Genomic DNA, 14,558 nt, shown 5'->3' with positions numbered 1-14,558 from the left:
GATGGGGCAGTAATCTATGTTCGATATGGATGAAACGAAAATCAAGCTGTATGAAGTTTTGGAAGCTGATAACTACCCTCACAAGATTAAGAGTTATTACTTACACAACGATTATATGGGTGAGGTTAAGTACTTCTTTATTAGAACAACAGACGACACGATTATTGATATGTGTTTGAGTCAGTTTCCAGAAGTGTTTGCAGTATACAAGGGATTCACTGAAGCGCAGATCAAGAAGATTAATATAAAAATTTCATTTTGTAGAAATAAAAACCCTAGTTTCCTAGGGTAATGGTATAACAGCTCAATATATTTCACTTTTTTATATTCTAACGTAATATTACGTTAAAAACATCAGGTAAATGTAACCAATTGCAGAAAATAAAAGAGCAGCTAGCTCAATTAGCTAACTGCTCATCTCCAAGGGGGAACAAGGAAAAAATCTAATGTCACACACATTATTGACGGAATATTTAATTTTATTCAATTGGACAAAAAAGGGATTGTATATAAGTACACTTCGGACCAAGTTTTTTATGGTAACAGTTATTGGTATTATGTGTAAGAACTAACATGTGCCCAGAAAATAATGATTATTTATTCAAATGTAACTTCACAATTAGAGCACAATCGCATCAATACGCTCACAGTTAACTACAGTGATATCTCCGTTTTCATCTATAAATGTAGCAAGGCATGATCTATTATGGAATCCTACAAATATAGAAGCTTTTAAGATTGTACCGTTAACTAAAAGTTGTTTTATTTTTTTTCCTAAGTAAAATGTTTCTAAAAGATAGCAAATATCTTTAGAACCCTCTTTTGGGGTTTGGATAAAAGAAGATTGGTTATTTGGAAGAGACGTTAGATTAGGATTGAATACTTTGGGAGTAATAGCATAGTTTATGAAAACTGACATTTTTCCGGCTCCTCTTTTTTATAGTTTATATTGAAATATGCTTATGGAATTTTGAGATAGGGCTTTTTTCAAAGCCCCATCTTTACTCTACTCAGCTTCAATTCTAAGCGCTTGAATATCACGACAGTCCAAAACAATTATAGAGCCAGGTTCTGTTGTGTTATCTACAAATGTTACACAAAAATTATCCGGATTAAAGTTAGTAAAAATAAGATCCTCTAGTGTTGTTCCTGTAAGGAAAACATCTACTTCTGTACCTAACTGTAATCTTTCTAATTGTTCGCAAACACATTTTGTATGCTCACCCATAAAAAAACCTCCTTTCCTCGGTTTACTATTAATATATGTATAAATCAAATAGAACGATTGGAGTAATAGCCTTAGTAATACTAATTATTTTGCTAGTTAATATTTTTATAAAATAATCTATTTACGAAAAAAAGGTCCTGTTGTCTCCAACAGAACCTTTCCTAAAATGGCAAAGAGTAACTCTTACCTTACTCTTCTGATATATAATATATAACGCACGTATAGATGTGTAGAACAATATATTTCAATATAATTATTCGGATATATTGTTGAAATTATTTCTTCAGGACTTAATATAAGGAATTAAATTACAAATGCTGATTTATCAATGGATATTAATGATGTACTAGAAAATGATAGTTAATAAAGAAATATTAAAATAATAAAATACGAAATATTGCATATTCAATTGAAATAGAAATTTACAAGTAGAAAGCGATACAGAAGTTAAATGGTGTAATGTAATATTCCATTCATACCCTGTTCATAATCCTTAGATAAAATAAATCTCGTAAAAGGAAGAAAGAGTTTAGAAAAGGGGGGATTGATGTGCTAGCATCAGCTATTACATTTATTACAGCTGCACTTATTTTTTATTCAGTTGGGGTTTGGAGTGAAAAAATTCAAAAAACATTAAAACCTTGGCATGTGTATATATTTTGGATTGGATTAGCATGCGATACGATTGGGACTACATTAATGGAGAGAATGGCTTCAGAAGGTTCTCTATTCAGCTTTCATGGGATAACGGGTTTATCGGCAATTTTACTTATGCTATTTCATGCTGTTTGGGCCACTTTAGTTTTAAAGAAGAAGGATATAAAAATGATTGCAAAGTTCCACACATTAAGTGTAATTGTGTGGTTCATTTGGTTAATTCCATATATTTCAGGGCTTGTATATGGAATGACAAACAACTCATAAAATAGATTTAAATTAAATCAGATTAACAAATCTCACAATAATCATGACTGAAACAGACAAAACTTAACAACCTTGAACGGTGTTTATACAACTATTATGTATACACAATCTTATGAAAAGCCTTTCGTGCGCAAACACGGAAGGCTTTTTACTACACTCATAATTCAAATATAATTAGGGATTAATTTAAAGTGATAGTTAGTTCCCTAGAATAATAAATATTTCTCTTTTCTTATCTTCATCTAGTTTAGAATCAATAACAGCTCTTCATTCATAAATCGTTTGGATTAGCTTCAAAAGCTAGTGATTTAAAGAAAATTGACACTCTATGTTTCTATCGAGTATTTTTTGCACCAGAACCCTTGAGAGAATATATGCTAACATTAATTAAATGAATTTTATAAAATCTTGCGTTTTACACTAATAAAAATTATAACATTCAAAAAAATGAAATTTGAGGTAAAATAATGAATATAGGAATAAAAATAAAGAAATTGAGGACCGAAAAAGGAATGACTTTGAAAGAGTTAAGTGAAAAAAAGCGAACTATCTCTTGGAATTCTGTCTCAATGTGAAAGGGGGCTTACTACCATAGCAGTTGATTCACTTGAAAAACTAGCTGATATATTTGAAGTACATTTAACACATTTTTTTGATTACCCACTTAAAAGGAAAGATATGGTTTTAAGAAGCTATGAACAAGAAATAGTGGATTCAGTAGAAGATAGCTTTATTAAGTATAGTTTAAGTACAAATTTAGAAAATAAACAACTTGTTCCAAGGTTTATAGAAATAATTTCTCAAAAGAAAGATGAAGAAATATTATCTTATAAGCGTGAAAGTAAAGAATTTAGTCTTAAGGAAAATGGAGGTATTAGTAATGAATATCAGGAATAGAATTGAAAAGTTAAGGCAGCTAATGAAAGAAAATCAAATGGATGCTTATATAATTCCCAGTTTTGATGCACATCAGAGTGAATATGTAGCAGAACATTGGAAAGGTAGACAATGGATATCAGGATTTACAGGGTCAGCAGGTACTGTAGTTATTACATTAAATGATGCTGGGTTATGGACAGATGGCAGATACTATATTCAAGCTGAAAAGCAGCTTGAGAACTCAGGAATCAGCTTATTTAGAATGGTAGATCCAGGGGTACCATCTTATACAGAATGGCTAGGAGACGTTCTTAAAGAAGGAAGCATTGTAGGGTTTGATGGAAATGTTTTTTCAATTAATATGGTTAAAAAGATGGAAAAAGATCTAAAAGCAAAGAAAGTCGCATTAAAAATGAATCATGATTTAATTGGTGAACTGTGGGAAGATAGACCGGAGATTCCTAAAGGACCAATTTTTACTCATGACGTAAAATATGCAGGCAAATCACGAGTAGAAAAATTAAATGAAGTAAGAGAAGAGATGAAAAATAAAGGAGCAAATTATTATATTTTAACTTCACTTGATGAAATTGCATGGCTTTTGAATATAAGAGGGGCCGATGTGCCTAACAATCCAGTTGTAATAGCTAATGTAATCGTAGCAGAACAAAAATGTTATTTATTTATTGATTCTTGCAAGGTTCCCTCTTTGGTTAAATTAGAACTGGAGGCGGAAGGAATCGAGTTAAAAGCGAATCATGAAATACAAACATTCTTAGGAAATATTTCAAGCGGAGATACCGTTATTTTGGATGCGGATAAAACTAATATCATATTATATAATGCCATTAACAGTAATACCAAGAAAATTGAAAGCCCTAACATCACGGATGATTTAAAAGCTATTAAAAATGAAGTTGAGATAGAAAATTTAAAATGGTGTGAAATAAAAGATGGTTTAGCCATGGTGAAATTTATAAAATGGGTTAAAAATTTTGTAGATAAAGAAGAAATTACAGAGATTGCCGCAGAAGAAAGATTAGAAGATTTCAGAAGGGGACAGGAAGGATTTGTTGGACCTAGCTTTGATACAATAGCAGGTTATAAAGAACATGCTGCGATGATGCATTATAAAGCTAATAAAGAAGCGCAACATACTCTTAGGAATGAAGGTCTTTTTTTAATTGATTCAGGCGGACAGTATTATGATGGAACAACAGATATTACACGAACGATTGTTTTAGGAGAACTTACCGATGAACAAAAAAGAGATTTTACATTGGTGTTAAAAGGGTTTATTGCATTAAGCTCAGTAAAATATTTATACGGAGCAACAGGCCCTCACTTAGATGTATTAGCAAGACAACCTATTTGGCAGTATGGTTTGGACTATAAGTGCGGGACAGGACATGGAGTAGGTTTTTTCTTGAATGTTCATGAAGGGCCACAAAGCATAAGGAATAATAATAATAGCGTTATATTAGAAAAAGGCATGATTATTACGAATGAACCAGGAATATACCTAGAAGGTAAATACGGCATAAGAATTGAAAATATGATGTTAGTAGTAGAAGACGAGAAAACAGAGTTTGGTCAATTTATGAAATTTGAAGCAATTACGTATTGCCCTATAGATTTAGCCGGTATCAATAAGGATATGTTAACAGAGAGCGAAAAGCAATGGTTAAACAATTATCATCAAGAGGTATACATAAAGCTTGCTCCTTATTTAAATGAAGAAGAGAAAGTGTGGTTAAGGGAAGAGACTCTGGAAATATAAATAGGTTTGCCGAATACAGATGAAATCTTATCTATCACATTTGGAAGAAGAAAAACAAAAACACATTGTTATCTTGGCGTTTGGATGAAACCTATTACTATATGTTTTTAGCATACTATTAACTATAAGGAGGGATTGCGAAAATGGAAGAAAAAAAGTGACGTGGTTAGAACTCTTTTATGATTTGTTATTTGTGGCAGCGGTGACGGCTGCGACTCATGTTTTACTCCATGTTGAAGATGGTTATATCCATGCAGAATATTTAGTGAAGTTTGTCCTAATTTTTATTCCAATCTGGTGGGCTTGGGTAGGGCAAACCATCTTTATTAACCGGTTTGGAAAAGATTTATTTCATCAACAGATCTTTTTGATCCTGCAAATGTTTTTTGTCCTAATAATGACATCAAGCTTATCCGTTGATTTTGATCCTTATTATCTGTCTTTTTTAATTGGCTATATTGGCTTAAGGGCCGTGACTGCAATCCAATATCTTATTGTCCAGCGTATAGAAGAGGGAGCTCGAAAAAAAGCAGCCCTCTTTTTAGGAAGATATTTTTGGATTGGAATCGTTATTTCATTATTATCCGTCTTTTTTGATTCTTGGATTCGATATGCTGCGTTGTATTTAGGAATTTTTATCGATATTATTGTCCCACTGCTTGGAAGAAAGTGTTTAGAAAAAGTTCCTACAAATACAGCTCACTTGTTAGAGAGATTTGGTCTATTTACCATAATTCTCTTTGGGGAAGCTCTTATAAGTACTCTTGTGGTTATTCAACCTAAACAAGGAAATTGGGATTCAATAAGCTTTGCGATCATTTCATTTATCCTCATTATTTCGATGTGGTGGCAATATTTCGATAACATGGAGAAGAAACTCGACAAGTCTAGACAAACTTCCGGTCAAATTATTATTTACGGTCATCTGTTTATCTTTATGTCTTTGAGTATGGTTGCAGCATCCATTAGACTATTATTTTTACATGAGGTCTATTATTCATTTATCCTATATTTTGTTTTTGGTTCTGTATTGCTCTATTTCCTGTCAACTACAATTGTTTTTCATCAATACAGGTTTGAAAAACATCGTTTGAAAATTTATCATTTATGCCTGTTTTTAGGGATTTTAGCAGTCTTTTTTGTTATTAATTTGGTTGTAGTAGTACCAAATATTGTGATAATAGGGCAATTAACCCTATTTTTTATCATCTATGCTAAATTAACAACTACATAAATAAAAGCATAAAAAAACCAGTATCAAAACTTGAACTGCCCCCCAATTGTTAGACACAGTCTAACAACTGGGGGGCGTTTTTTTATGACTAAATTTAATTCAGAACAGAAAATAAATGCTGTAATAGGTTACCAAAATGGAAGAGTTGGGATTAATTAATCGGGAACAGGGCTAGAAAACAAAATACCTTTCATTGACTGAGGAAGGAAAAGAGTTTTTTAATGAAGCTGTTTCGAAACAAGAACAATCTCGAATTGCCAACATGTTAGAAAAGGGTTGTTTATTATATAACAAGCTAAAGTAGTTGCCGCAAACAGCATCCTATGTAGAACAGGTGATTGAAACAAAAGAACCATATGAAAAAAAGTGTAACTATTGATACACAGCAAATAATTTGTTTATTCACTAAGTATATTTCCCTTTGTCGGGGGATGAACAAAAAACTAATTTAATAATTTTTACACCAGAAACAGATAACGTGATAAAGTATTAGTTACTGTGCATGTAATTATAAAAAAGAGCCTTTCCAAATGATGTTTTTAATAGTTTAGCTTATACGATTTTAGGTAAATAATAGCATTTTATACTGCTATTATTTACCAGATTTCCATGAAATAGAGGTGATTGTAGGTGACTAAACCTTTTAAAGAAAATAGTCGTTATATGGTTGGATTAGACAGTCTAAGAGGCCTAGCTATACTAGGTGTTATTTTGTATCATATTAATTTTAATTGGATGCCTGGAGGATTTTTAGGGGTTACTGTATTTTTTGTACTCTCAGGTTATTTAATTACAGATATTCTAGTGATGGAGTGGAAGAGAAATAAGAGAATTAATTTGAAAAAATTCTGGCTTAGTAGGGCAAGAAGATTGCTTCCAGCAATGTTTGTCATGCTCGTTATAACGTTGGCATGGATTACGATTTTTCATAGCTCTTTACTTGAAAAAATGCGTGGAGATTCATTAGCGGCGTTATTTTATGTTAGTAACTGGTGGTATATTTATCATAAATTATCTTATTTTGATAGCTTTGGTCAGCCTTCTCCGCTAAATCATTTTTGGTCGTTAGCTGTTGAGGAACAATTTTATGTGGTTTGGCCGTTCGTCATTAGTTTAGGATTTTATTACATAAAAAAACAATCACGCATGATCTTATTTATTTGTCTAGGAGCAATTGCATCTGCTTTAGCAATGGCAATTCTATATGAACCAGGCTCTGACCCAAGTAGAATTTATTACGGTACTGATACACGGGCTTTTTCTTTATTAATTGGAGCGGCACTTGCTTTAATTTGGCCAAGCAGTAGACTTGCGAATAATATTATTCCGCAAGCACGTCTTATTCTTGATGTTATTGGGGGAGTTGCTCTTAGTATCATTCTCATTATGTTTTGGAAGACGAATCAATATGAGCCGTTTCTATACCGTGGGGGAATGGTTCTTTTATCAATTGCTACAGCCTTGTTAGTCGCTAACCTTGCGCATCCGGCTAGCAGAATCGCACTATTTTTGAGATTTAGACCACTGCGTTGGATGGGTGTGCGATCATATGGAATATATCTTTGGCATTATCCGATTATTACATTGACGACTCCGAAGGGAAATGCTGGAGAGTTTTCGATTACAAGAGCAATTCTTCAATTTCTCCTAATTATAGTTATTGCACAAATTTCGTGGAAGTTTATTGAAAATCCAATACGAAAAGGCGCATTGAAGAATATTCGAATTAAGAACTTGAAAATAAGAAACTTGACTGTAAGTGGTAAGTTAGCTTTAATATGTGCAGTATTTATTTCTTCGATAGCTACTTTTGGATTAACTACAGCTAGTAAAGCAAAGGAGAATCCTTCAAAAGATAAGGTGGAAGCAGTGCAAGAAGAGCAGGCTAAACATCCCGTTGCAGTTTGGGATAAACCAGCTAATGAACCACCTCAAAATAAAGAAGAACAAAAAGAAGCGATTCCCACACAGCCTAAAGACTCTCTAACAGTTACAGCTGTAGGAGATTCAATCATGATTGATATTGCTCCGTATTTAAAAAATACTTTTCCTAATATTAGGATTGATGCGGAAATAGGGCGGCAAATGTCCAAAGCAATCCCTGTTGTTGAACAGCTAAAGAATGAGGGGAATTTAGGAAATCATGTCATTATTGGATTAGGTACAAATGGAGCATTTACTAAGGAGCAATTAGCATCATTAATAAAAGTGATTGGAGATGAACGTAAAATTATATTAATTAATACGAGAGTACCACGTCCGTGGGAATCGTTGGTGAATGAGAAGTTAAAAGAAGCAGCATCAGCTTACAAAAATGTGGTGTTAGTTGATTGGTATGCAGCAAGTGCCGGAAATCAGGCATACTTTGAACCTGATGGCGTACATTTAACAAAAGCAGGTGCAGAAGCATATGCTGCCCTTGTAGCAAAAGCAGTGAATCAATAAAGAGTACGGAAAAGATTCTGGTGAAAAGATTTACAAACCGTATTTAGCGATTTTTTGTGTTGTTAATCTAATATATTTTTTCAAAAATCCCTTTCCTTTTCCCTAAGTTCATAAGGCCGATCCTTTATTTTGTACTTGCTTTTCCTGATTGGTTACGTTCTAACTACCATATTCTTTGCATTCTCCTTAATTCCTAACTTTCTTAATAAATTAAGTGATTGCTTATTTTTTGGATCTATAGCTGCATCTATGGTTTCTACCCTCAACTGATCAAAAAGACTTAAATCCTTTACCGAGTAATTTATGCTTAAGTCAAAGGCGATTTCTACAATTTTATTTTTTAATTGCAGCAGCAAGTAGAAAAGGGAATTCATGAAGGTATTGGCCCAGGGGAAATTAAACAACTATTAAAAACACCGTCTAGGTTAACTGGACGGTGTTTTGTGTCATTATAAGGGCAGAATTAAACATCTTTATTGTAACTGATCATATAACAAAGTTTAACCGTTTTGAAAAAAGTTTGATTAAAATACAACTGAAAAAGTCTATTTCACAATAAAAGAAGCTGATTACCTACTGTATGTGGATGATCAACTTCTTTTTTCTGTATATTGATATATTCTGCTAGTTTTTAATCTTCTAAACGAGGTCTTTTCATTTCTACTGTACCTTCATTTCCTTAACTGACAACAAATAAGAGAATAAATTATCCTCGAAATGACATGAAATTAAAACATCATATCGCAAAATTAAGAAGTTCATTTTGTCTTCTACTAACATGGAAGCACTAATAAATTCCGAGAAAAAACAAAAAGAATTTACCCACCTAGTACACAATGAATATAAAAAAAGAAGATAAGAATTTTTTTATTTTTCATATTTGGCGAAACAAATGGTACAATGAAAGCTAATGTGAAAAATAAGGAAAAGAAGTGGTCTATTTGAAAAACTTTTTAGAATTAGGAATTAGTGAAACTTTTAATCATACATTACGTGAAAATGGAATTACAGAAGCAACACCAATTCAAGAGCAGGCAATTCCTGTTATTATGTCAGGTAAAGATATTATTGGGCAGGCGAAAACAGGAACGGGTAAAACGTTAGCATTCGTGTTACCGATTTTAGAAAAAATCGATCCAGCGTCTAGTGATGTTCAGGCTTTAATTGTTGCGCCAACAAGGGAACTAGCACTGCAAATTACAACTGAAATTAAAAAAATGCTTGTTCATAGAGAAGACATTAATGTACTAGCGATTTATGGCGGACAAGATGTAGCACAGCAATTGAGAAAATTAAAAGGTCATACACATATTGTTGTAGCGACACCAGGAAGATTATTAGATCATATTCGACGTGAAACAATTGATTTAAGTAATCTTTCAACGATTGTACTAGATGAAGCGGATCAAATGCTTTATTTCGGTTTCTTATATGATATTGAAGATATTTTAGATGAGACACCTGGTAGTAAACAAACGATGTTATTCTCAGCAACGATGCCAAAAGATATTAAAAAATTGGCGAAACGTTATATGGATGAGCCGCAAATGATTCAAGTACAAAGTGAAGAAGTAACGGTAGATACAATTGAACAGCGTGTTATTGAGACGACAGATCGTGCAAAACCAGATGCACTTCGCTTTGTTATGGATCGTGATCAGCCATTTTTAGCAGTTATTTTCTGTCGTACAAAGGTTAGAGCAAGTAAGCTATATGATGATTTAAAAGGGAGAGGTTATAATTGTGCTGAACTTCATGGTGATATACCTCAAGCGAAACGTGAAAGAGTTATGAAGAGTTTCCGCGAAGCTAAAATTCAGTACTTAATTGCGACTGATGTAGCAGCTCGTGGACTTGATGTAGATGGTGTAACGCATGTATTTAACTTTGATATTCCAGAAGATGTAGAAAGTTATATTCACCGCATTGGCCGAACAGGACGTGCAGGTGGATCAGGTCTTGCGATTACATTCGTTGCAGCGAAAGATGAAAAACATTTAGAAGAAATTGAAAAAACGCTTGGTGCACCACTGAAAAGAGAAATAATCGAACAACCGAAGATAAAACGTGTTGATGAAAATGGAAAACCGGTACCAAAGCCGGCTCCAAAGAAATCAGGTCAATATCGTCAAAAAGATAGCCGTGAAGGTTCAAGACGTGATTCAAGAAATAGTTCAAGAAATGAAAACAATCGATCATTTAATAAGCCAAGTAGTAAAAAAGGTAATACAAAACAAGGTCAGCAAAGACGTGGCCGTTAAATAGTTATTATGAAAGAGTCGCAAAGCATTGCGGCTCTTTTTTATTTTTACTCAAAGCAACCGATATAAGTAGAAAAGTAATTGCATTGAAACAATCTTTAAAATTTCATTCACCGTATTAAAATAATTAAAAATCTAAAAAGGAAATAAAAAGTATGGTGTTGTATATGTACAATAATTAGGAAACTTTTTACTAACTAAACATATAATTTAAATAGACCGACAGTCGGTCTGGCGGGAAGGAGAACATGAATGCGAATTGTAAAGGAGTATGAGGAGAGACGAAAGGAAATTTTAGTAACTGCTGAACGTTTATTCGTTACGAAAGGTTATACGAAAACAACAGTAAATGACATTTTAAAAGAGATAGGGATAGCAAAAGGGACGTTTTATCACTATTTTAAGTCAAAAGAAGAAGTGATGGATGAGATTATTATGAGAATCATTAAAGAAGATGTTGCTAAAGCAAAAGTAATCGTCTCTAATCCAAACATCCCAGTATTAGAAAAGTTATTGCGGGTTTTGATGGAGCAATCGCCAAAATCAGGGGATGTAAAAGATAAAATGATTGAGCAATTTCATCAACCAAATAATGCAGAAATGCATCAAAAAAGTTTAGTACAATCCATTATTCATTTATCTCCTGTATTAGCGGAAGTTTTAGAGCAAGGAATTAAAGAAGGGATTTTTTCAACTTCATACCCACAAGAAACGATTGAACTATTACTATCCTCAGCGCAAGTTTGACTATGAAAGGTTTTACCTCAATGGTTCATAGCTAGAGAGTTATAAGCTATGTAGTTATTCTATAAGAGGTACTATCTACAAGTCAATAACTATGTAGAATCGATACATATAGATTACTTGCGAGGGTGACCCAATTAGTTGCCATTCTTTAGAAGGCGCTAAAGCATGCCAGCTCATATTGAAAGATAAATAAAGGACTTATAAGGTGGACAAGTTAGTTAAACTACAGAGGTGAGCTAAATAGATTTACCTAGCTCGTATACGAACAAGTAACTAGAGAGATGGGTTATATAGTTAATCTGAGGAAGATAACTATGTAGTCGATCTCTTTTGTTTTATCCTGAGAAGGTATAACTCACAGTTAAACTCTTGAGTCAGGATTCTCAATTTTAGTGCTAATTAGTGTTCTAGCTAGGTTGCCTCGGGGAGATTTCTACACATGAATACACGAGGCCGGGATTATTAGGTGAAGCTGATAAGTCAAATACAAAAATAACGTGGTCAAGCACTTATTGTAACGACCCCCACAGTTTTAGTCGTTGAGTTAACGTTCTCAAGGGAGATATTGCAAATGATTATTAACTAATAGATTCACTGAGACAGCAAACTAACAAGGTGTACTATTCAGACAAAACTTGTGAGCTAGTATTCGACAAAAGTAGGAGACTAAAATAGGTGCCGTCTCAGGTGGTATTGATAGGGGGAAATTGGGAATAAATAGAATAACTATTTATGAAAACTAAGAGGAGGAATATAAAATGTTTAAGTGGTTTAAGAAGTGGGAGAAGTGGGTTAACGGGCCCGATAATCTAGATCAGGCTGCTATTGAGTTTTATATCGGTGACGATAGAGTCGTTCTCATAGGTGCTGATGCAATGAACTTTATAGCTAACTTTAATAAGAAATACCAAACTCTATATGTTGAAAATAAATTAACTGGAACGAATATACGATTTAGGGTGTCTCATGCGGGTACCTACAAGAGAACAACTTATAGAGTAGCAATTGGGAGGTAGGAAACTAATGGATATTATGGAGATAGTAATGAACAAGTGATTTGCTGGCTCGGTCGCCTTGTTAGTTGTAGCTATAGGGATTTACTAAATAGTAAATCCCCCGCCTCGATGTGGTCACTTTTCAGTACATCAACATAGGAACTATAAAGGGTATAAAAACATAACTATTGAGCTCTACCTGAGAAGGTAAAATCACCTTGGAGAATTCCCCTGTTAGGTACTACTCATATTATTCCACCTCACCAACACAAACAAAAGAGGTAGAACCTTTATAGTCCTACCTCACTAGTTTTATTCATTGTTAACATACTAAAGTATTTCCTTAGTAGCTTTTATGTAATCTACCGTCTCGTAAGATATTCTACTGTCCTTATAAAAGTTAACGTTTCTCCCAGTTAGTTGATTCTTCAAGTACAACTTCTTATTACGTCCACTACCTAGGAACAGCACCATATCTGTACCTGTAAAGACAAACTCTCTATTACCGCTATACACGAGAACGGCCTTAGTAGGTAAATGATCCATTCTCTCTTTGTGTTCCCTCATAGCTCCCCAGTCACTCTTAAAGTCATCTGCAAGTTTTCTAAATAGCTTCTTAATCACTTTGTATTCCCCCTATTAGGTAATACATTACCTGAGGTACAGCCTTATGTAAATACTTTACAAATTGATCAAAAGAAATGGGAAGTAAACTATGAGGAGTGTTGAATAGGTAAAACTTCACCTCGATGCAATCCTTTTAGCTGAACTTATATTAGAACTATATAGTAACTGGTAGAGTAGTAACGCTATGTTGTGTAAATCTGTGATAGCCAGCTCTGTAGTGTACTCCAAGATTACATAAAACGATGCTTTACGATCAAGAGATAAATTAGGAAAAAGAAAAATTAGAAAATCCTTTCTACTCAATAAAACAAAAATTAAAAATGTAAATATATTTATAGGTATACAAGATGTTGTGAAGCGATTTAAGTTATACCGAGTATTAAGTATCGTTTTAATAATAGCGGTGTTCATGATTGTTGTACCTGTTAACTTTTTGTATACGATTCAGTCACCGAAGTTTGTGAATTATATGGGGACAGGAAAAAGTGATATACGAATAGATTTACAGCAAACTGAAAATATAGAGAAAAGATTTAAGGATGTTATATCATATTTACGAAATGCTGATGAAGTAGAAAAATATGCAGCATTTGTAACGAGTACATTTAAAATGGTGAATGCTGATGGTACACAGGAAAACTTAAATGTGGAAGTGGGAGACTTCACTCAATTTCCAATAGAGTATCTCCAAGGTATGGAACCCAAAAACGAAAATGAAATAGCACTATCCTATATGAACGCAAACGAATTAAAAAAGAATGTAGGGGATGAGATCGTTTTATTTGTAGATGGAAAAGAGAAAGCGCTAACGATTAGTGGTATATATCAAGATGTAACAAACGGTGGAAAAACAGCTAAAGCGAGCTTTTCGTATAACAAAGAAAATATATTATGGTATGTAGTAAATGTAGATTTGAATTCTAATGTGGATTTGCAAGAAAAAGTGAAGGAATATAAACAAAATTTTCATTCTGCAAAAATAACAGATACAGGTAATTATTTATCACAAACTTTAGGAGAGACAATTAAACAATTAAGACTCGTTACTCAAGCGGCAATTTTGATTGCTATATTGATATCGGTTTTAATTACTGCGATGTTTATTAAAATGTTATTGGCAAAGGACTCCTCTCAAATATTAATTATGAAAAGTATTGGTTTTTCTAACGAAGATATTCGTATACAGTATATAACTCGTTTTATTGTCATCGTATTAATAGGCATTTTAACAGGGACATGTATAGCTGCTACGTTTGGTGAGATGTTAGTAAGTTGGTTAGGCTCATTTATGGGAGCAGGTCATATAAAGTTTGTCGTGAATCCGATCGTTTCCTATGTAATGTGTCCAGCTATATTATTTATATCTGTGACAGCAACAACACTTTTCAGTAGTTTTACAATGAAACAAACAGACGATTTAAAACGAAATGGAGAGTAG

Annotated in this window: 11 protein-coding genes and 3 pseudogenes; 11 read left to right on the top strand and 3 right to left on the bottom strand. The window is 33.2% G+C overall.

Annotated elements, in window-relative coordinates:
* Positions 1-16: 16 nt before the first annotated feature.
* The gene (locus COC96_RS00530) at positions 17-292 is read left to right on the top strand and encodes a hypothetical protein (RefSeq protein ID WP_255287936.1); all 276 of its coding nucleotides are present in this window, start codon (positions 17-19) and stop codon (positions 290-292) included.
* A 327-nt stretch (positions 293-619) separates the two neighbouring features.
* Here COC96_RS00530 and COC96_RS00525 read toward each other — a convergent pair whose 3' ends face one another.
* Both COC96_RS00525 and COC96_RS00520 read right to left on the bottom strand, forming a co-directional pair.
* Positions 620-919: a hypothetical protein gene (locus COC96_RS00525; RefSeq protein ID WP_098266815.1), complete on the bottom strand. Its 300-nt coding sequence runs from the start codon at positions 917-919 to the stop codon at positions 620-622.
* Positions 920-1,006: 87 nt separating this feature from the next.
* On the bottom strand, positions 1,007-1,228 hold the full coding sequence (locus COC96_RS00520) for a hypothetical protein (RefSeq protein WP_002161827.1): 222 nt from the start codon (positions 1,226-1,228) through the stop codon (positions 1,007-1,009).
* Positions 1,229-1,777: 549 nt separating this feature from the next.
* Here COC96_RS00520 and COC96_RS00515 point away from each other — a divergent pair.
* From COC96_RS00515 to COC96_RS00475, 9 genes and pseudogenes are all read left to right on the top strand, one after another.
* A complete protein-coding gene (locus COC96_RS00515; protein WP_098266816.1) occupies positions 1,778-2,152 on the top strand; it encodes an HsmA family protein in 375 nt (124 codons plus the stop codon).
* Positions 2,153-2,683: 531 nt separating this feature from the next.
* Positions 2,684-3,049 (top strand): XRE family transcriptional regulator, encoded by a 366-nt coding sequence (locus COC96_RS00510; protein ID WP_255287967.1) that lies wholly within the window; start codon positions 2,684-2,686, stop codon positions 3,047-3,049.
* A complete protein-coding gene (locus tag COC96_RS00505) occupies positions 3,033-4,811 on the top strand; it encodes an aminopeptidase P family protein (protein ID WP_098768087.1) in 1,779 nt (592 codons plus the stop codon). The genes COC96_RS00510 and COC96_RS00505 overlap by 17 nt, the downstream gene beginning before the upstream one ends.
* 23 nt (positions 4,812-4,834) lie before the next feature.
* A pseudogene (locus COC96_RS27820) lies at positions 4,835-4,906 on the top strand (IS6 family transposase); the annotation flags it as partial.
* A gap of 29 nt (positions 4,907-4,935) precedes the next feature.
* Positions 4,936-6,045 (top strand): low temperature requirement protein A, encoded by a 1,110-nt coding sequence (locus COC96_RS00500; protein WP_098768086.1) that lies wholly within the window; start codon positions 4,936-4,938, stop codon positions 6,043-6,045.
* Between the two features lie 630 nt (positions 6,046-6,675).
* Complete coding sequence (locus COC96_RS00495; RefSeq protein WP_098768085.1) at positions 6,676-8,490, top strand: acyltransferase family protein; 1,815 nt, start codon at positions 6,676-6,678, stop codon at positions 8,488-8,490.
* Between the two features lie 932 nt (positions 8,491-9,422).
* Positions 9,423-10,751 carry a DEAD/DEAH box helicase gene (locus COC96_RS00485; RefSeq protein WP_098266820.1) on the top strand — a complete coding sequence of 443 codons (1,329 nt, stop codon included), beginning with the start codon at positions 9,423-9,425 and terminating at the stop codon, positions 10,749-10,751.
* Between the two features lie 252 nt (positions 10,752-11,003).
* Positions 11,004-11,495: pseudogene (locus COC96_RS00480) on the top strand (TetR/AcrR family transcriptional regulator); the annotation flags it as partial.
* Between the two features lie 761 nt (positions 11,496-12,256).
* Positions 12,257-12,514 carry a polyprotein gene (locus COC96_RS00475; RefSeq protein ID WP_098266821.1) on the top strand — a complete coding sequence of 86 codons (258 nt, stop codon included), beginning with the start codon at positions 12,257-12,259 and terminating at the stop codon, positions 12,512-12,514.
* A 309-nt stretch (positions 12,515-12,823) separates the two neighbouring features.
* Here COC96_RS00475 and COC96_RS00470 read toward each other — a convergent pair whose 3' ends face one another.
* On the bottom strand, positions 12,824-13,117 hold the full coding sequence (locus COC96_RS00470; RefSeq protein WP_225316032.1) for a hypothetical protein: 294 nt from the start codon (positions 13,115-13,117) through the stop codon (positions 12,824-12,826).
* 244 nt (positions 13,118-13,361) lie between these two features.
* Here COC96_RS00470 and COC96_RS00465 point away from each other — a divergent pair.
* A pseudogene (locus COC96_RS00465) lies at positions 13,362-14,558 on the top strand (ABC transporter permease); the annotation flags it as partial.

Source organism: Bacillus cereus, assembly GCF_002577405.1.
Lineage (GTDB): Bacteria > Bacillota > Bacilli > Bacillales > Bacillaceae_G > Bacillus_A > Bacillus_A cereus_AU.
Note: the sequence above shows the minus strand (reverse complement) of the source record. Positions and strands in the feature narration are given on the sequence as shown.